The sequence below is a fragment of the Enterococcus sp. DIV0436a genome, assembly GCF_051711605.1.
Taxonomy (GTDB): domain Bacteria; phylum Bacillota; class Bacilli; order Lactobacillales; family Enterococcaceae; genus Enterococcus_B; species Enterococcus_B faecium.
Window position 1 is genome coordinate 2,515,682 of sequence record NZ_JBIONA010000001.1, and the last position, 20,131, is coordinate 2,535,812.

Below are 20,131 nucleotides of genomic sequence, written 5' to 3' on the forward strand. Positions count from 1 at the left end.
AGTTCTTTTTGCGTGCTTAGCCTTGAAATTTAACTATCCATAAATACAAATACTAGGGTTATTCTAACTTCTTTTATTGCTTGAATCAGTCCACAAGAAAAACAGCCTCTTGATTAAACGGCGTTTATCTTGTTGATTCTGCGGCAATAAAATCAGCCAGCAGCAAAACATGAAGTGCTGTTTTTTGCTGTCCTCTTTTATTGCTTGAATCAGATCACAAGAAAAACAGCCTCTTGATTCACAAATATTTTTTTCGATATTCTCCCGGCGTAATCGACTCCTTCTTTTTAAAGAAACGAATAAAATTTTGCGGATTTCGATATTGCAATCTTTCTGCAATCTCTTTTACGGAGAGGTTAGTCTCTTTCAACCATTTTTTCGCTACCTCTAAACGATGATTTTGAACAAAATCACCAAATTTTTCTCCTGTTTCCTTTTTAAATACATTACTTAAATAGTTAGGGTTATAATGCAACCTATCAGCGATCACATCTAAAGACAGATCACGATCATATTCTGTGTAGACGATATGCATAATATTCTCCGACAAATTTTTAAATTCATGATCAGTGATTGCTTGAGAGCATTCTGTGATTGGCAGAACTAATTGTTCTAAAACAAGTTTTTCTAGTTCTTTGGGATGATAATTGTTCAGTGCTTTTACATAAATTTGTTTCATGTTATCAAAGTTTTTTGAATCTACTCCCAATAACTGTCCTAATTGAACGAGTTCATTGATCAAGCGGACCGAAACTACTTCCCGACTCAAAGGATTTTTATTTTGTGCAAACAATGCATCAATCAATTCATGTACTAAATTCTTCACTTCCTGATTTCCAGAACGAATGGCTTCAAACAATCGATTTTGTTCTTCTATCGGATATCTAATAAGTGTTTTTTCATGAGCAGCAGGAACGATTTCCTGATAAAAAATAATTGAACTTGGACCAGTATTTACACGATAATACAGGGCTTCTTTTGCCCGATTAACCGATTGCTTGCTTTCATTCAGCGTTTCGAACCGGTTACTGATGCCTATACTGATAGTTAAATTCAAGTATTCTTTTACACGTTTTTGAATGAGTCGGCAATACTCCATGACTTTTTTGCTTGCTTCTGCATCATCTTTATCCATTCGATAAATAGTGGCTTGCATTTCTTCATTCAAAACGATCGGCAGCATTCGATTTTCCTTTGGCACAATTTCCGTGATCATGTTGTTGATCGCTAAAAGTAGCAAATCACGCTCCCCACCGTGACTATCTTCTAACAGATCGATTTGTACCAAAGCTGTGTAATAACAGTCATTTTGAGAACTATATCCAAATTGCTGCAACCGCTGATCTAGTTCTCGCCTTTCTACTCGATTTCTAAATAAACTAAGTACAAATAGCGTTTCCAGCTGTGGCTTTTGGGTAACTAAGTGTGCACTTAACGCTTCTTTTTCTCCTATGATCCGACTGACTGATTGAGCGACCAAATCTAGTTCTTTCCCACTGAATCCTTTTGATTTAAGATTCAGACGTTCCTGTATTTGAGAAATCGGACGGGCAAATCTGTCCGAAAATAAGTAGGACAGAAGACCAATGAATCCTACCAGTGTTAAAGACACTGCAACTAGCCCGATTCTCAGATTGCGGATCATTGCGCCAATTGCACTAGAGTCAACTTCTAATCTGTAAATCCAATTATTATAATCTGATTTCAGTACTATATACGTTTTATCTTTTTCTCTTATCACTTTCAGCTGATTGTAATCTAGATCCACGTCCGTTAATACAGTTGGTTGCTCTTTATTTTTTACTGTCTGAGTAGTAAAAAGGTTGCCAACTTCGTTTTCAATAGAAAGTATGTCTTCTCCACTTTCACCAACAACTTGTTCTATTGTATGTTTCTCTATCGTAGCAATTCCCAATGCATATTTTTCTTTTTCAAACATTGGCAAAGTAATCACCATTTCGATTCCTTTGTTTTTCTTTTGCCAAAATAAATTATTTTTGTAATTTATGTACTTCTGTTGATACTTTTCAACTCGCCGTTTGTATAATTAAGCGAGACAAATAAAAAAGCCATTTATGTTACACTCAAATTGTAATACCCGCTAAAGCATACAAGGAGAGTGAACATAAATGACTTATACCCATCTTACACCAAACGAGCTTGTAATGATAGAAGCATATTTTCATCAAGAAACTCCGGTTGCTATCGTTGCGAAGCAGCTTAAACGTGGACGCCAAACAATTTACAATGTCTATAACTTTCTCAAATGTGGTGGAACAGCACTTGAATACTTTGAACAATACAAAGAAAATAAGCGACGTTGTGGGAGAACCGAAATCATTTTTCCTGCTGAGGAAAAAGAATACATTGAAAAAAGATCAACTGAAGGTTGGACCCCAGACGTCATTATTGGCCGTGCAGAGCGAACCTTCTCTTGTTCAGTAAGTACCCTCTATCGCCGGTTTAAGACGGGAGAATTCAATGTTTTACATTTACCGATGCAAGGAAAACGAAAACCAAATGGTTATAAGGAAAAACGTGGAAAACAGGCATTCAAAAGAAATATTTCTGAACGTAAAAAAGATTATGTCGTTTTCGAAGAAGAATTTGGACATTTAGAGGGTGATACGATTGTCGGCATCCACCATAAAAGTGCCGTCATCACACTCGTTGAGCGACTTTCAAAAGCCATTATCGCCTTGAAACCAGAAGGCCGTAAGGCAGTTGATATTGAAAATTCGATTAATGAATGGCTTCAATCCGTACCCAAAAATCTTTTCAAATCAATTACCTTTGATTGTGGAAAAGAATTCTCTAATTGGAAAAGTATTAGTAATACGAATGATATTGATATTTATTTCGCAGACCCAGGAACGCCTTCCCAACGGGGATTAAATGAACATTCAAACGGACTCCTCCGAAAAGATGGACTACCAAAAGAAATGGAATTCAACCAAGTCAATCAAGGATTCATCTCATCCGTTGCGTCCAAAAGAAACCATATCCCTAGAAAATCACTAAATTACCAAACACCATTAGAAGTTTTTTTGAGTTACGTAAATGGAAAGTTTTGTCTCGCTTAATTTGACAAATAATAACTTCCTCTTCGGTCAGTTGACTCAACGATCCATTGATTACTCCCCATTTACCAGCCAAACTGACTAAATCATAATTATTATCATCCATAACAATCGTTTCTATAAAATTTAGTTCTTTCCTGATTTCAGAATAAGTGGAGTAATCTGTATATGTCAGCGGATGCTTGAATATGTCCGAGAAATTTTTGGTCGAACCATACGTAGAAAACGAATATTCAATCGTTCTAATTTTCCATTCAACGTTAGTTTTAACTTGCCTGAGCAAATTCTTTTTGTCTGTTAAATAACTCGATTCGATCGATTCATAGGTATTCTGGTAAATGAATAAACTAAATCCTATGACAAGTACGGCTCCTAATAAAAACATCGGTAAAAATATTTTATAAAATACTGTACTTTTCTTCATTTTCTTCCTCTCCTCCTTTTAAAATAAAAGGCTTTCATTTTTCTGTAAAATTGATACTCATCTAATTAAATGAGCATTCCCCGCTTTCAAGAATAGCATAATTAAAAATAAAAATCCAAGTAATTTTTAACGTGTGCAATCTTTTCATATCAAAGATCTATTGACTTATCGTAGTTATCGTAATATGATGAATGCGTTAACAAAAAGTGAAAAAGTAAGGAAAATGATGGAATGGTAACGATCAAAGATATCGCTAAAGCAGCTGGCGTTTCTCATACGACAGTTTCTCGTGCTTTGAATAACAGCAGTTTAATAAAAAATGAAACAAAACAAAAAATACGACAACTAGCTAAGGAAATGAATTATTCGCCAAACTATAGTGCAAAAGGTTTAGTGAATCAAAAAAAATATCTAATCGGACTATTTTTCTCAAGTTTGCATAAAGGAACTTCATCAAATTTCCTAGCAGATTCCATTGCAGGCATCCATTCAGTATTAGACACAAATTACAGTTTATCTGTTGAAAGTATCGATGTTGTTGATTTAACAGAAATCAACCTGCAACGCTACGATGGACTGATCGTTATGAGTCAAAGTGATGATGATCAGCCTTTCATCGACTATCTCAAAGAAAAAAAATTTCCTTTCGTTGTTGTCAATCGTCACATCAATGATCCAGCGGTTATCAACGTCACTGCCGATGATGCGGCCGGTGTTATGCAGGCAGTAGATTACGGTATTGGATGCGGACATACGAAGATCGCTTATATTGGCGGAAAGAAAAATTTTCGTTCGACAAAAGAACGGGAAAAAGGGGTATTGAAAAGTCTAAAAAAAGCGAGCATCCCTGTCAATCCAGCCTATTTTTTAACAGGAGATTACAGCTTAGAAAGCGGCCTCCAAAACATGGAATACCTATTATCACTTTCTGACCTGCCTACTCTGGTTTTTTGCGGCAACGACGACATAGCGATTGGTGCATTGAGAGCTGTACATTTAGCTGGCCTCCGTGTTCCCCAGAACATTTCTCTGATCGGGTTCGATGATTCTCCAGTCGTCTCCTATCTCAATCCGCCGCTTACCACCGTACGTAAGCCTTTGAAAGAAATGTGTCAAGAAGGAACAAAGCTTTTACTAGATTTGATCGAAGGCAGGACGATCGAACAATCTAAAATTGAGCTCTCCACCTTGTTGATGCTTCGTGAGTCGATCAATTACTTGTAAACTACAAGTAATTTTATATAAAAATGTTAACGTGTGCATAACACAGAAAGGAAGTTTATATGAAAAAACTGACAAAAGAATTAGTGAAAAAAAACGAAGCACCCGTAAAAGTTCTTCAGTTTGGCGAAGGCAATTTTATGCGTGGATTTATTGATTGGCAGATTCAGCAGCTGAATAACCAACAATTGTTTAAAGGTAATGTTGCAATCATTCAACCTTTAGAACAAGGTCTTGGGAATATGATGAACCAGCAAGACAATTTATATACGGTCATTTTACAAGGACTCAGCAATGGCGAAATCGTTGATACTTCCGAGATTATCACCGTAGTAGAACAAATGATCAATCCTTATGATGAATGGGATGCTTATCTATCTCTAGCAGAAAATGACGACTTGGCCTATATCGTCTCCAATACAACAGAGGCAGGAATCCAATTCGTGGAGACTGATAATTTAACAGATACTCCCCCACAGAGCTTCCCGGGCAAACTGACAGCCTTTTTATACCGACGTTTCAAATTAAACAAAGCTGGCTTTACCATCATTCCTTGCGAACTGATTGACAGAAACGGCGAACGTCTAAAAGAAATCATTTTACGCTACGCAGAAAAATGGGATTTAGAACCTGCTTTTGTTGAGTGGTTAGAAAAAGAAAATGTTTTCTGTTGTAGTTTAGTTGATCGCATCGTCCCAGGTTATCCTCGCGAAGATGCAGGTGTTTTCAATCAACGGCATAACTATGAAGATCAATTGATAGTCAAAGCAGAACCATTCATGCTTTGGGTGATCGAAGGGCCTAAAGAATTGGAGAATCAACTACCATTCAAACAGGCTGGCTTGAATGTCATCATCACAGATGATATGACTCCTTATCGTGAACGTAAGGTGCATTTGCTTAATGGACCGCATACAGCGATGGTCCCTCTTGCTTTGTTGGCGGAATTGGAAACTGTAGAAGAAGTAATGAAAGATCCTTTATTCTCCGCATATGTTGATCAGTTATTCAATCTAGAATTGATTCCTATGCTTTCTTTACCTAAAGATGAATTAGCCATTTATGCTGACCAAATCAAAGAACGTTTCTTGAATCCTTTTGCCCATCACAAATTAGAAGCGATTTCATTAAATAGTGTTTCAAAGTTCAGCACCCGTCTGCTTCCAGTGTTCAAGAAGTATATCGAAGAACAAAATCAGGTACCACCGTTAATCACTGTTTCACTAGCTGCGCTACTTCTTATGTATCGAGGCGATCAAGTAAAGCCACATGATGATGAAAAGACGATAAGCGAATTTACTGATGCTTGGTCTGATAATGGAACAGCTATTCCTCGATTATTGCAAAACGCTGCGCTTTGGGGAGAAGATTTGTCTCAAATACCGAATGTGACAGATACAGTTCAAGAAATAGCTGCAAAGATCGATCAAAAAGGTGTCCGGTCAGTATTACAAGAAATGAAAGGAACGATGGTCCATGCTTGAAACCCTTCAACCAACAATGAAATTAAATCGACGAGACAGTGTGGTCGTCGCATTAACACCTATTCCAAAACAAACACAACTGACGATTGATCAGCAAACGATCACCACTCTTGAAGATATCCCGCAAGGACATAAGATTGCATTGGGTGATTTGAAAGCTGGAGACAACGTGATCAAATATGGCTATCCAATCGGTCATGTGACGACAGACGTAACTGCCGGTCAATGGCTGCACATTCATAATGTAAAAACCAATCTTTCTGGTGAATTGGATTATCGATATGAAAAAGATGTCCATCCAAGTCATTACCCTTTTGAGAACCGAACATTTCAAGGTTACTTGCGAAAAAATGGAAAAGTAGGGATTCGTAATGATTTGTTTTTAGTACCTACCGTTGGGTGTGTGAATGGCATTGCTGAACTGATCGTCAAACAGTTCAAGGAAAAACATCCAGATCTGGGACAGTTTGACCATATTACGATTTTAAAGCATCCTTATGGCTGTTCGCAGCTTGGAAAAGATCATCAAAATACTCGAGAAATTTTAGCGGACGCAGTAAATCATCCCAATGCCGGAGGAGTTTTAGTATTTGGATTAGGTTGTGAGAACAATACAGTTCCTGAATTCAAAAAAATTTTAGGTGAATATGATGAAGAACGAGTGAAATTTCTAGTGGCTCAAGATGTTTACGATGAGATCGAACAAGGTGTGGCTCTATTAGAAGAGCTTTTAACAGCGGCGGAAAATGACCAGCGCATACCAGTCCCACTCTCTAAGTTGAATGTCGGTTTGAAATGCGGCGGTTCTGATGGTCTATCGGGAATAACTGCTAATCCTTTACTTGGTGCATTTTCTGACTACTTGATTGCTCAAGGAGGCAGCACGATCTTAACAGAAGTGCCAGAAATGTTTGGTGCAGAACAAGTATTGATGGCACGAGCGGAAAATGAAGAAGTTTTTGACTCAATCGTTGACTTGATCAATGACTTCAAACAGTATTTCTTGTCTTACGGGGAACCAGTTTACGAAAACCCATCTCCTGGCAATAAAACAGGTGGAATCACTACATTAGAAGACAAATCATTAGGCTGCACACAAAAATCAGGAAACTCTCCTGTCGTTGATGTGCTGCAATATGGCGAGAAAATCAGAAAACCAGGGCTTAGCTTGTTGCAAGCTCCCGGAAATGATCTTGTAGCTGCTTCTGCTCTTGCTTCATCCGATTGCCAGTTGGTCTTGTTTACCACAGGAAGAGGAACTCCGTTTGGCTCATATGTCCCAACGGTCAAGGTATCTACAAATACGACTCTTTTTGAACGTAAAGGTCATTGGATGGATTTTAATGCAGGCGTCTTATTAGAACAACCAATGGAAGTAATCTTAGAATCGTTTGTTCAAAAAATCATCGCTGTAGCTAGTGGAGAAGAAACGAAAAATGAACAAAATGACGTTCGAGAAATTGCCATTTTTAAAAACGGAGTAACACTTTGATTTTCATAAAACAGTATAAAAAGAAAGAAGGAAGATTTATGTTTTTATCTGATGATTTTTTATTAAAAGACGATTGGGCGAAAAAGCTTTACCATTCCTACGCAAAAAACATGCCCATTATTGATTATCACTGTCACTTAGATCCAAAAGAAATTTACGAAAACAACAATTTCAGCAATCTGACAGAAGCTTGGCTGGGAGGCGATCATTACAAATGGCGCTTGATGCGAGCTTGTGGCGTGCCTGAAGAAAAAATCACAGGAAATGCTTCTGATTTTGAAAAATTTTTAGCTTGGTGTCAAACCGTACCAAAAATTATCGGAAATCCGCTTTACAGTTGGTCACATCTTGAATTGAAGCGTTTCTTCGGTATTGACTTGTTGATAAATGAAGAAAATGCAGAGAAAATTTGGACACAAGCAAATGAAATTTTAGCAGCTCCTGATTTTCGCCGTCGGGAAATCGCAAAAAAATCGAATGTAGAAGTGATTTGTACAACAGATGATCCCGCAGACGACTTGCACTATCATCAGTTGCTTGCTCATGAAGAACCAGATTTGAAGGTTCTCCCTTCATTCCGTCCAGATAAAGCACTCAATATTGAAAAAGAAGGATTTAATGCATGGGTCACACTACTGGAAGAAGCAGCTGACCAAACGATCACCACCTATCAAGAACTGATAGAAGTCTTAGGGCAGCGGATAGAATACTTCCATCAACATGGATGTCGTGTTTCCGACCACGCTTTAGACATCTTACGCTATAAAGAAGCGGATGAAACAGTATTAGAAGAGATTTTTCAAAAAGCACGAGCTAACAAACTATTATCTTCAGATGAAATCGATGCTTATCGTACAGAAACACTGATACATTTGACCCACTTCTATCATTCTCATAATTGGACGATGCAGCTGCACATCCATGCTTATCGTAACTGTAATACACAAATGTTGGAAAAATTAGGGCCCGATACCGGCTATGATGGAATGAATGATCTTTCTTTGACTATTCCTCTGCAAAAATTATTGAATCGTGCAGAAGAAACGGATCAGTTGCCAAAGACGATCCTTTATTCATTGAATCCGAATGACTATCCTGCGATTTTAGCTTTGATGGGCTGTTTCCAAAAAGAACAGAATGGAAAACTGCAGTTAGGTTCTGGATGGTGGTACAACGATACTCGAGCTGGTATGCGCGATCAATTGACACAATTTGCTGATGGTAGTGCTTTGGGGAATTTTGTCGGCATGCTGACAGATTCAAGAAGTTTCCTGTCCTACACTAGACATGAATATTTCCGTCGTGTTCTTTGTGAATTTTTAGGCGAAATGGTCATGCGAGGAGAAGCACCTGAAGATGAACAACTTTTAGGAAGTCTAGTTCAAGCGATTAGTTATACAAATGCTAAAAATTACTTTGGCTTTTTTGCCTAATTGATTAATAGTAACAGTAACGAATCAAAAACAGGATAGCGAAATAACGGAATTCGTTTATCCACGTTTTAGAGAAGAAGACGGACCAAATTTGCTCCGTCTTCTTCTCTTGCTGTTCTGCTTCATTGCCTATAAACCTTTATGAAAGAAGAGATAACATGCCTACTATCCATATTGCCGGTGATTCTACTGCGGCAGAAAAAGATGAAAACAAGCGTCCCGAGACAGGTTGGGGAGAAAAAATCTCTGCTTATTTTTCACCCGAGATCCAGATCAATAACCAAGCAAAGAATGGACGCAGCACCAAATCATTTATCCAGGAAGGAAGGTTAGCCCGTCTAGCTTCACAGTTTCAGCCGAATGATTTCTTATTTGTACAATTTGGACATAACGACCAGAAAATCCAAGAAGAAAGAGGTACGCTTCCCTTCGGTAGCTATTTAAAAAATCTGCAGATATTTTTTGAATGCGCAAAAAAAGCGAACGTCCAAATGGTCTTACTGACATCTGTGACGCGACGAGATTACTTAGAAAACGGAACATTGAATCCAGATATACTTGGAGACTATCCAAAAGCGATGCGTGCATTTGCTGAGAAACACCATATTCCTCTTTTAGATGTGTTCTCAAGATCACAAGAATTGTTCCAGACCTTCTCAAAAGAAGAGACAAAAAAATTCTACCTGCATCTTATGCCTGATACTTGTAAAAATTACCCAGAAGGACTAAAGGACAATACCCACTTTAGTCCAGAAGGCGCTGATAAAGTTGCCCGAATAATTGTTGAATTGATAAAAGAATCCCGTCTGCCTCTTGCTAATTATTTACAAAAAGGAGTTTGAGATGTTTCCATTAAATTTAGGCATCCGTGCCCATGATCTAGATGTTCGAAATCGTGAAGAAATCGTTCAAAAAGTATCACAGCTTCACTTGTCCCATATCCAATTTGCACCACAAAAAGCATTTCCTGAACAACTTAAATTAACTGACATGACACTTGGGAGTGCTGCCTATTTTGGTGAATACTTCCAAAAAAACAATATCGAACTTTCCATTTTAGGATGCTATATCAACCTATCCAGCAAAAATCAAGAAGTTCGTGCACAAGCATTGGCAACTTTCAAACAGCAAATTGCTCTGTGCTCTGCCTATCAAGCCAAGATGATTGCTACGGAAACCGGTAGTGTCTCTGTCGGTTACACAAAAGAAAATTTTACTGAAGAAGCTTATCAGATCGCCAGAAATTCTATCATTGAATTAGTCGTTCATGCAGAAAATTTTGGCGTAACTGTTGCTGTTGAAGCAGGGATCAATCATCCAATCTATAACTATCAGTTAGCTAAACCTTTAATCGATGAAGTAGCTTCACCAAATTTAAAAATCATTTTAGATTGTGCGAATTTGATGCATAAAGAAAATCATGCTGATCAGGAAAAAGTGATCCGAGGTGCCTTGGACAATTTACATGGTTATATTACAGCGCTTCATCTCAAAGACTATATCATGGAAAATGGAAAGATCCGCATGGTACCTGTTGGCAAGGGCTGTTTAGATTTCCGCCCGGTACTGCATTATATCAAATATGAGCGTCCTCTAATGTACGCCACTCTTGAAGCTACTCCTGAGATTTATGTTCCTGAAGCAATAGAACACTTGCAGTTTATTTACCAAGATTGTTAAGGAGAAGATTATGGAGGAACGAATACAGAAAAGTTATCAAAAATATCATGCAAATGCTTTTCAGACATTGCTGCATCTTTATCAGGGAAATTATTGGCGTTTTGCCATGTCAGGACTCTTTTTTATTATCAAACATCTTCCATCTTGGTTAATGCCGATCGCTATTGCCAATGTAATCAATGCAGCTTCATCGAAAGATTCTTCTCAGTTGCAGGCCATTTATTTCAACGCTTTTTTGATGGCTTGTCTGATTGGTCAAAATATATTGACGAATTATTTTCATGTAAAATACCATAGCACTTCGATCCGTCAAGTAGAAGCTGGACTAAGAGCGACCCTTATCAAGAAAATCCAAGAACTTTCTATTCCTTATCAAAAAGAATTGCAATCTGGCCGGATCCAGTCAAAGATCATCCGTGATGTAGAAGCTATCCAAACGTTGTCCTCTCAAGTATTTGTCAGCGGATTAAATATCGCTGTCAATTTATTAGTAGCTTTAGGTATCACGCTTTATAAAAGTCCTGTTGTTTTCATATTTTTCTTATTGACTGTTCCTCTCGCCGCATTCGTTACTCTCTTTTTCCGTAAAAGGATCAGACAGTCCAACTCAGACTTCAGGCAAGAAATGGAAGAGACTTCTGCAAAAGTGATCGAAGTGATCGAATTAGCACCGATTGCTCGAGCTCATGGGTTAGAAAAACACGAAACAACTCGCTTAAATAAGCATTTTACTCAAATCTATGAAAAAGGATTCCACTTAGATATCCTGCAATCTGTTTTCGGATCAGTCAGCTGGGCTAGTTTTCAGATATTTCAGCTGATTTGTTTGATTTTCACTGGGATATTAGCTTTACAAGGGCGCATCCAACCCGGCGATGTCGTTATGTATCAGACGTATTTCACGACGATCGTCAATTCCGTTTCTGGAATGATCACGCTGATTCCTACGATTTCAAAAGGCATGGAATCTATCACTTCTATTGGCGAACTGTTGATTGCTGGCGATGTAGAAACTTATCACGGTAAGAAAAAAATCCAACATTTGGATGGAAATTTTCGTTTTGAGGATGTTTCTTTTCATTACCCGGACTCACTCAAGCCGATTATCGATCATTTTTCTCTAGAGGTGAAAACTGGAGAAACAATTGCTTTTGTTGGGCCATCTGGTTCTGGAAAATCTACACTCCTTAACTTATTGATTGGATTTATCCAGCCGTCTTCAGGGAGGATTTTCCTAGATAATCAGCCTTTGGATGAATTGGATATGCGAAGTGTGCGTAATTATTTAGCCGTTGTTCCTCAAACCACTTTGTTGTTCTCCGCTTCGATCAAAGAGAACATCACTTATGGCTTGAAAAACGTATCAAAAGAACGTTTAGATGAAGTCATCGAAGCTGCGCAACTTTCTTCACTGATTGACCAGCTTCCTGATGGTCTGGATACCTTAGTAGGCGAACATGGCAACAAGCTGTCTGGTGGCCAAAAGCAACGTATCTCCATTGCACGAGCGTTGATACGTCAGCCAAAAATCATTTTGCTAGATGAAGCAACCTCAGCTTTAGATAACCAGTCAGAGAAAAAAATCCAGCAGGCCCTGAATTACCTGACAGAAACACCCACTACTTTTATTGTGGCTCATCGGCTTTCAACGATCAAAGAGGCAGATAAAATCGTTGTGATCGATGAAGGAAAAATCGTTGAAATAGGTACTTACGAAGAACTGTTAGCTCAAAAAGGCTATTTCTATCGCTTGAAAAATGAATGACAAAAAAATAGGAGCTATGACAAGACTTTTGTCGTAGCTCCTATTTTTGAATAAAAGGTGTTCTCCTGCCAACTCCTCGGTCACAAGTCACAATAGTCATCAAACATGAGAAGCTGTTTTTTTGAAATTGTTCCTTGTAACTCAGAGCTAAACGGTAGGCTCACGACCTCTTGGTAAACGGTGTTCAAGAGATAGCCTATCGGCAATAAGAAGCAATTTTGTCATCGCTCAAGGCCGAACGTCTCTTTCACACCCTCTGTTGTTTCATAAAATAGTTTTATTCGCTGTAAAGGTCGCGAACTGGTGTCATGATGATACGGTTCAAGTCATTGATGATTGTACTGAAGCCTTGCTCTTTTTGCATCAAGTCATTGATTACTTCTTCTGATTGGATTTTCACAGCCATTTCTTGTGCTTTCATTGCATCTTCGTCGCTGAATTCTTGTCCACTCATTTGTTTTTCTTGTAATTCGATTTGCATCGCTTGGAAGTCTTTGAACAGTTTGTGTGCTTCTTCGTTTGCTTGTACTTTCTCGTACGCTTCTTTCAACGCTTTGAATTCTGGTAATTCACGGATCTCACGTTCGATTTGATTCGCGCTATCGTAGATGTTTGACATGTTATGCCCTCTTTTCTTTTAGTAGTTACTCTCTATTGTAACATGGGGTTATTCGTTTTCAAAGGGTCTACTCTCCTTGATATTTCCGCCAGAGGTCTTTAGCCGCTTCACCAATTCCCTGAACGCCTTCTTTCACCATATCGCCGAAGTTTTTCAGCCCTTCTTTTGCTTGTTCACCATATTGATTCAAGTTATCTTGCCAATTTCCAGACTCTCCATTAGAATTTCCTGTGTTTCCAACTTGATCTGCAGCTACCACTTGTCCTCCTGTGGCATAGGCATCTGCTACACTAAATCCTGTTTTTGAAGTATACGGAAGGATGCCTTCTGCCGCTGATTTGAAGACTTTCCCGACAACATTTCCACTTGTCCCTTCCAAATAGTGCAGCTTGCTGGATTCTTCGTAACCCATCCATGTCGAAATCACTACGTCTGGCGTGTAACCGATCATCCATTGGTCATTTGCTTTTGTGGCATCGAAATTAGTTTCTGTGGTTCCTGTTTTCCCTGCTATCGTATAACCTGCAGGATTCGCAGCAGCCGCTGTTCCATTTGAAAATGTACCAAGAAGCATGCTGGTCATTTCATCGGCTGTTTCCTTTGATATGACCTGTTTTGGTTTTTTGTTTGTGTTATCGACGATCACCGCTCCAGTCGAATCAACGATTTTCGTGATAAGATGCGGCGTATACATCTGACCATCATTGGCAAATGCACTGTAAGCACCCGCCATGATCAATGGAGATACTCCTTTTTCCAGTCCACCAAGGGCTAAGCCATAATACTTATCAGATTTTGCTAAAGGCAGGCCGAATTCTTCTGCTTTATCATATCCTTTTTGTAAACCGATCTCATGCAAAAGCCATACAGCAGGCAAATTCAAACTTTGTGCAACAGCTTGATACATCGGTACTTCTCCTTGGTATGTCCCGTCAAAATTATGCGCATCGTAATAACTTTGCGGTTCGTCTTTCAAGATACTGGAAGGCTTGTATCCAGCTTCCAGTGCTGGTGTATATACGCTTAATGGTTTGATCGTTGATCCAGGTGAACGACGCATCTGTGTAGCAAAGCTGAATCCTCTAAAGACATGATCTCCTCTTCGTCCTACTAGTGCTTGTACACCACCTGTATTCGGATCTAAAGCTACTGAAGCAGATTGGACCATGGCACCATCTGAAGCATTTGCTGGGAATAATGCACTGTTTTGATAAGTAGCTTCTAATTGCTTTTGATAATCCTGATCTAAAGCTGTATAGATTTTATAGCCTTTATTCATGACATCTTCTTCATCAAGACCATACTCGTTAACTGCTTCATCGATCACTGCATCAAAATAATAAGGATAACGATAACCAGAATCTGAATTATCGTATGTGTCATTAAGATACGCGCTGATATCTGTCTGGCTTTCTGCTTGTTCTTGTTCTTTTGTTATTTTTCCGTTTTCTTCCATTACACTTAGTACTGTGTTTTTCCGATCATTCGCATTTTCTGGGTGATCGATCGGATTATAAATACCAGGACCTTTCAGCATTCCTGCCAAAGTAGCAGCCTCAGACAGCGTAACATTCGTTGCATCTACTCCAAAATACTTTCTGGAAGCGTCTTGGACACCCCATACCCCGTTGCCAAAATAGGCATTGTTAAGATACATGGTCAAGATTTCTTCTTTGCTGTACTTCTTTTCGATCTCGATTGCCAAAAATAATTCCTTCGCTTTTCGATCAAACGTTTGGTCTAATGTCAGATACGCATTTTTGGCAAGCTGCTGAGTGATCGTACTTCCTCCGCCCCCTGATGTTCCGCCAGACAAGACCATTCGGACTGCTGCACGGGCAATCCCTTTGATATCAAACCCGTGATGCTCGTAAAAATTCCTATCTTCTGTCGAGATTACTGCATCTTGGATATAGGGAGAAATCGCGTTTAATTCTACATATGTTCCTTTTTGGGCGTACAGTGTGCCAGCTTCTTCGTTTTTCTTATCATAAATGACTGTCGATTGGCTTAATCCTGATTTTAACGTTTCGACATTTGCTTGTTTTGCTAAAATAAAGAGGTAGATACTTGTCACTAAGACACAGATCAAACCAATCAGCAAAATCAATTTGTTCACATGATATTTTTTCCAGATGCGCTTTCGCCATCGATGTAATTGTCCGAGATATGGTCTGATCCAACGCCAAAAACTGATCAAAGCAGCTTTTATCTTTTCTAAAATGCTTTGAAAATCCATTTGCTTCTTCTCCTGTCTATTCGATTCAATCGTCTTATTTTACCATAGTGAAAGAGTGTTTTCTTCCTGCTTAAGTTGTAGTTCAATATGTTTTTTTACGTTAGTGCAAGCAGAGTAACATAAGAATGAACAGAAAAATGTAAGTTTTTTCTTAAATATGTTTTAAAAATGGTACAATTAGTCTGCAATTGCACTGAAAGGAGTACACTTGTGAAAATCACGATCACTTTACCTATGAACCATCCTGAAACAACGATTCGCGACTTGCTTGAAAAGGAATGGTTAGTCCCTAGAAAGGTTCGACATTTTTTGCGTATACGTAAAAACGTTTGGATCAATCAACAACCTGCTTTGTTCCATCATGAAGTAAAGGGCAATGACCAGGTCACATTGTTATTCGAAGAAACAGATTATAATTATCAAGAAGTCCAGCTTGGAGATGCGGCGCACATCCGCGTTTTATATGAAGATGAGCATTTGATTATAGTGGATAAGCCTGCAGGAATGAAGACTCATCCAAATGAACCGACAGAAAACAGTACCTTGCTCAATCATTTAGCTGCTTATCTCGACACTAAACAGCAACGACCTTACGTTGTCCATCGCTTGGACAAAGAAACAAGCGGTGCCGTTTTATTTGCAAAAAATCCATTTGTCTTGCCGATACTTGGAAGAATGTTGGAACAAAAAATGATCTATCGGAGATATCAAGCCATCGTATGGGGAGAAATTGCCAAAGATATGACCATCACCAATAAAATTGGACGAGATCGCCATGATCGGAGAAAAAGGGTCGTAGATGATAAAAATGGTCAGAGCGCCTTGACACATGTCACTGTCAACAAAGTACTTTCTGAACAAACACAAGTCTATTGTGTTTTGGAAACCGGACGTACACACCAGATCAGAGTTCATTTAGCTCATAAGGGACATCCGATCGTTGGAGACCCTCTCTACCAAAATAGAACTGCTGAACGACTGATGCTCCATGCATTAGAACTGCACATGATCCATCCATTTACTCAAGAAAAAATAGTCGGTAAAGCTTTACCTGGATTATGGGAATAGAAATAAAAAAGAACAGAGTCTTATCAGCAGATAATGATAAGACTCTGTTCTTTTTGTGTAATTTGTCTGCTTACTTTTGATGTTCGTGTTCTGCTAACAGCAAACTACCGATAATCCCACTTTCATTCGGCAGTCCCCAACGAACGATATATTCACTTACTTGAGGTGTTTCCATATAACCACCCATCAATTCAACAAATTGCTGACGGATTTTTTGAAGGAGATGATCCTGATTCATTACCCCACCGCCTAAAATAATCTTTTCAGGTGCTAACGTCAACGTATAGTTGATCAGTGCTTGAGCAATATAATAAGCCTGAATAGCCCAAACAGGATGATCTTGCGGCAGATCTTGCCCTTTGATCCCTGTGCGTGCCTCAATAGACGGTCCTGCTGCTAATCCTTCTAAACAATCTTTATGATAAGGACAAGTACCTTCATAATGGTCATCTGGATGGCGTTTCACCCAAATATGTCCCATTTCAGGATGTGCGATCCCTGAAAAAATTTCTTCATTGATCACGACACCTGCACCGATTCCTGTTCCCACGGTAAGGTAAATACAACTATTTTTTCCTTGTGCTGCTCCTTGCTTCAATTCCCCATATGCAGCAGCATTGACATCCGTTGTCCAAGCAGCAGGAATATTGTAGCGTTCCTTGATTGTGCCAAGAAAATCGAATTGTGCCCACCCTTTTTTGGGAGTTGCCAAAACGTATCCGTAATTATCTTTTGTTTTGTCGATACCAATCGGGCCGAATGAGCCAATCCCGATTCCCTTCAATTCATAACGATCAAAAAATTCAAATACCTGATCCAATGTTTCTTCTGGTGTTGTGGTAGGGATACTTAATTTTTCTAAAATTTCTCCACCATCTGAAACCGCACACACAAATTTTGTTCCGCCTGCTTCTATTCCGCCATACATTCGTTTTCCTCCTCGAATCCGATTGTCCGAATCTCATAAGGTTGGATTATTGGGACAACCGCTTGCTTCGTTGGTTCTTCAAGCAGATTCAATATGACAGTTTTTCCATTGTCTTTAGTTATTTCCAATTTTTCTAAATGACTAGACATATTGAAACCTCTTACTACTACTTTATCACTAAACTTGCTGCGTTTCAAAGCTGTAATTGCAAACGTTTCACTTTTTATCGTTAAATATTGTTGTTTTGAAATCAATGTTCCTTCATGATGTTTGATTTGTTGAGTGGAAAAAGGAATCTGTGCTGCGTATGCATGCAAATAAGTAGAAAATTTTTCTTCTGGTCCATGTAGTTCAATGCTGTAATTGAACCGATGCTCACCTAAACACTGTGCTTCTGGTGTTGGAAAATATCCCCAATCGCCTAGTTCTCCCACACTGCGAAGTAGCGTCACTGCGATTTGCCCGTCTTCTGTTACTTCATATTCATTCAAACCAAAGTTTCCGACTGTTACACCGTACTCTTCATCATGAATATTGACAAATGCTTGCTGATGTTGCGGATTCGTAGGGTTTTCCCAACTTTTAGACACATGGTTTGGGCGCTTCACCACTTCAAAAATACTATCTGCTTCGTGATGTTCCACATGTAACTTTGTAGGAAACAAGACACGTAAGCGATGATCTTTCATCTGATTGTCGAGAGTCGTTTCAAAGTCGATTTTTTTACTATCCTTTCTGATTGTCATGATTGTTTTTATTTGAAGGATTCGTTTTTCTTTGGATCGTTCTGCTTTTCGATAACGAAATTCCACAACCATCTGCTGTTCTTTTTCTAAACGCTCGTCTGCAGAAACAGGGATTTCCATTTCCTGTAGAATACTTATTTTTGCTATTTCCGGTGTATCTACTAATACTTTTACTTCAGAGTTTTCTTTGTTACTGGATAGGATTGGCTGATCATAGAAAGGTTGTTTAAAGATATACTCATTTCCTATATCGCCGATATCTTCAAAAATATGCAGATTATTCAACTTTCGTTTGTTTTTGCGATCTTCCATTGTAATGGTACCATTTTTTTCAATCGTCAAATGTAGAGGGCCGTTTTCGATGATTCGTCCACTCTGATGAATCATTGTTTCCTTTTCTTCTGCTTTCGCTTCCCCTTCTACAAGCGCGAATGTTTCCCAAGAAAATGCTGGCATGTTTTCTAATGGTAAAGTCACTTTGATCATTTTTACCATATATGGCACACGGAAACGGTCTTTCGGCAAATCATAACCAAATTGGACAGTTTCTTCAGATAAAATAGCTGGTATAGTGGCCCCACTTTTTGTTTCTACATGATACTTACGTTTAGGCAAATTTTCTAACTCTTGATATAGTTGTTCAGGTATTCCTTCAGCGAATCTTTTTCTTTCTAATTCGATGGTTATTTCTGCTTCACCAGTTTTATCCATTCCTGCAGTATTTACAATGACAAATGGAAAGCTGTCTTTTGGGAATCCGGTCGTATCGATTGCTGCGGTCAGCTGTTCTAAGGAATCTTGTGCAAGATACTTTCCAACTTCATCTGCTTTTTCAAAACGAGGTATCATTTCCCGATGGACAGAATCGACTGAACAACCGCAAATACTGTCGTGAGGATGATTTTGCATTAATGTCTTCCAAGCATAATCTAATTGATCATGGGGATAGTTTCCACTAACTTCATAAGCCATCGTCGCAAGTGGTTCTGTAATATTTTCTAGCTGTCGCTGGACCTTGGTATTCCATTGTTTTAAGTAAACCCGAGCAGATGCTGTATTGGCTAAAGTGTACCAGCCATCCGTTTCTTGACTTGTCAATTCTCCTTCTACTGAGCCTAAGTCTTCTGGCACATCTTTTTGAACTGCTTCCAGATAGTCAGTAAAATTAGAATGAATAAACTCGTAATCTGGAAACAGTTCATTTGCGAGATGGATTGCTTTTGATATATCTTTTTGTACCGGTTGATGATCAACACCATTCATCATCAATAAGTGGTTCGTAGAGGCATATTGTTCTACATCCGCTAATTTTTGCTTCCAAAAGGCAAGAGCTGCTTCTTTTTCTACTGGAATCTCATTCCCGTTGCTATACCAATTGGCAAATAGCAGACCAAAGATTGCTGTTTGATCAGGTCCTTTCCACCACATTTCTGAGTATTGGGAAGAATAGTTTTCTGCTTCCAAAACTTGATTATCAAAGCCAATTGGTTTTACACCACGGCCAAACGCTGCTGCTGAAATACCAGCTTGTTTCATTAATTGAGGCGTCTGTCCCATATTTCCAAATGTATCGGGAAAATAGCCTAACATGACAGGGGTTCCCCATTTACGGCTTTCTTCCATGCCAATCAGCATATTTCTCACGTTCGATTCCGAACTGATAAGAAAATCATCTTGCAAGATATAAAATGGTCCAATTCTCAATTTTCCTTCATTGATTGCTTGTTGGATTGCCTGTCTTTTTTCTGGCCTTACTTGAAGATAGTCATCTAAAATAATCGTTTGCCCATCCAAATGAAAACTGTTGAAGGACGGATCAACTTCAAATAGCTCTAGTAGATCGTCTATCAATTCAATCAGCCGCATGTGATGCTGTTCGTAAGCCATGTACCATTCACGATCCCAGTGGCTATGAGAAATGATATATACTTTCTTTTTCATTTACGATACCT

14 protein-coding genes and 1 pseudogene are annotated in these 20,131 nt (G+C 38.7%); 9 read left to right on the plus strand and 6 right to left on the minus strand.

Features of this window, described 5'->3' with window-relative positions; translation table 11 throughout:
• Positions 1–238 precede the first annotated feature (238 nt).
• A complete protein-coding gene (locus tag IGL15_RS12390) occupies positions 239–1,957 on the minus strand; it encodes a helix-turn-helix domain-containing protein (RefSeq protein ID WP_438767831.1) in 1,719 nt (572 codons plus the stop codon).
• Between the two features lie 172 nt (positions 1,958–2,129).
• Between IGL15_RS12390 and IGL15_RS12395 the strand changes: the two genes are divergently transcribed.
• The gene (locus tag IGL15_RS12395) at positions 2,130–3,083 is read left to right on the plus strand and encodes an IS30 family transposase (protein WP_000222572.1); all 954 of its coding nucleotides are present in this window, start codon (positions 2,130–2,132) and stop codon (positions 3,081–3,083) included.
• 6 nt (positions 3,084–3,089) lie between these two features.
• Here the strand turns inward: IGL15_RS12395 and IGL15_RS12400 are convergent.
• Positions 3,090–3,504 (minus strand): annotated as a pseudogene (locus tag IGL15_RS12400) (AraC family transcriptional regulator); the annotation flags it as partial.
• A gap of 231 nt (positions 3,505–3,735) precedes the next feature.
• Here IGL15_RS12400 and IGL15_RS12405 point away from each other — a divergent pair.
• From IGL15_RS12405 to IGL15_RS12435, 7 genes are all read left to right on the plus strand, one after another.
• The gene (locus tag IGL15_RS12405; protein WP_002332384.1) at positions 3,736–4,728 is read left to right on the plus strand and encodes a LacI family DNA-binding transcriptional regulator; all 993 of its coding nucleotides are present in this window, start codon (positions 3,736–3,738) and stop codon (positions 4,726–4,728) included.
• A 59-nt stretch (positions 4,729–4,787) separates the two neighbouring features.
• Positions 4,788–6,209: a tagaturonate reductase gene (locus tag IGL15_RS12410; protein WP_104765669.1), complete on the plus strand. Its 1,422-nt coding sequence runs from the start codon at positions 4,788–4,790 to the stop codon at positions 6,207–6,209.
• Positions 6,202–7,701 carry a UxaA family hydrolase gene (locus tag IGL15_RS12415; RefSeq protein ID WP_104765668.1) on the plus strand — a complete coding sequence of 500 codons (1,500 nt, stop codon included), beginning with the start codon at positions 6,202–6,204 and terminating at the stop codon, positions 7,699–7,701. The genes IGL15_RS12410 and IGL15_RS12415 overlap by 8 nt, the downstream gene beginning before the upstream one ends.
• 38 nt (positions 7,702–7,739) lie before the next feature.
• On the plus strand, positions 7,740–9,134 hold the full coding sequence (uxaC, locus tag IGL15_RS12420) for a glucuronate isomerase (protein ID WP_002286000.1): 1,395 nt from the start codon (positions 7,740–7,742) through the stop codon (positions 9,132–9,134).
• 158 nt (positions 9,135–9,292) lie between these two features.
• Positions 9,293–9,976 carry a rhamnogalacturonan acetylesterase gene (locus IGL15_RS12425; protein ID WP_002294493.1) on the plus strand — a complete coding sequence of 228 codons (684 nt, stop codon included), beginning with the start codon at positions 9,293–9,295 and terminating at the stop codon, positions 9,974–9,976.
• 1 nt (position 9,977) lies between these two features.
• Positions 9,978–10,814: a sugar phosphate isomerase/epimerase family protein gene (locus IGL15_RS12430; protein ID WP_104765667.1), complete on the plus strand. Its 837-nt coding sequence runs from the start codon at positions 9,978–9,980 to the stop codon at positions 10,812–10,814.
• Positions 10,815–10,824: 10 nt separating this feature from the next.
• Positions 10,825–12,579, plus strand: a complete 1,755-nt coding sequence (locus IGL15_RS12435) for an ABC transporter ATP-binding protein (RefSeq protein ID WP_104765666.1) — start codon at positions 10,825–10,827, stop codon at positions 12,577–12,579.
• 277 nt (positions 12,580–12,856) lie between these two features.
• Here IGL15_RS12435 and IGL15_RS12440 read toward each other — a convergent pair whose 3' ends face one another.
• Both IGL15_RS12440 and IGL15_RS12445 read right to left on the minus strand, forming a co-directional pair.
• Positions 12,857–13,198: a YlbF family regulator gene (locus IGL15_RS12440; RefSeq protein WP_002285994.1), complete on the minus strand. Its 342-nt coding sequence runs from the start codon at positions 13,196–13,198 to the stop codon at positions 12,857–12,859.
• Positions 13,199–13,265: 67 nt separating this feature from the next.
• Positions 13,266–15,437 (minus strand): PBP1A family penicillin-binding protein, encoded by a 2,172-nt coding sequence (locus IGL15_RS12445; RefSeq protein WP_104765665.1) that lies wholly within the window; start codon positions 15,435–15,437, stop codon positions 13,266–13,268.
• 210 nt (positions 15,438–15,647) lie between these two features.
• Here IGL15_RS12445 and IGL15_RS12450 point away from each other — a divergent pair, with 210 nt between their 5' ends.
• On the plus strand, positions 15,648–16,505 hold the full coding sequence (locus IGL15_RS12450; RefSeq protein ID WP_002332379.1) for an RluA family pseudouridine synthase: 858 nt from the start codon (positions 15,648–15,650) through the stop codon (positions 16,503–16,505).
• 70 nt (positions 16,506–16,575) lie between these two features.
• On the opposite strand, the gene IGL15_RS12455 is transcribed toward IGL15_RS12450, so the two are convergent.
• Together IGL15_RS12455 and IGL15_RS12460 are read right to left on the minus strand one after the other, a co-directional pair.
• Positions 16,576–17,433 (minus strand): ROK family protein, encoded by an 858-nt coding sequence (locus IGL15_RS12455; protein WP_002285988.1) that lies wholly within the window; start codon positions 17,431–17,433, stop codon positions 16,576–16,578.
• Complete coding sequence (locus tag IGL15_RS12460) at positions 17,418–20,120, minus strand: alpha-mannosidase (RefSeq protein ID WP_104765550.1); 2,703 nt, start codon at positions 20,118–20,120, stop codon at positions 17,418–17,420. Before IGL15_RS12460 ends, IGL15_RS12455 begins: the two co-directional genes overlap by 16 nt.
• Between the last annotated feature and the right edge of the window lie 11 nt (positions 20,121–20,131).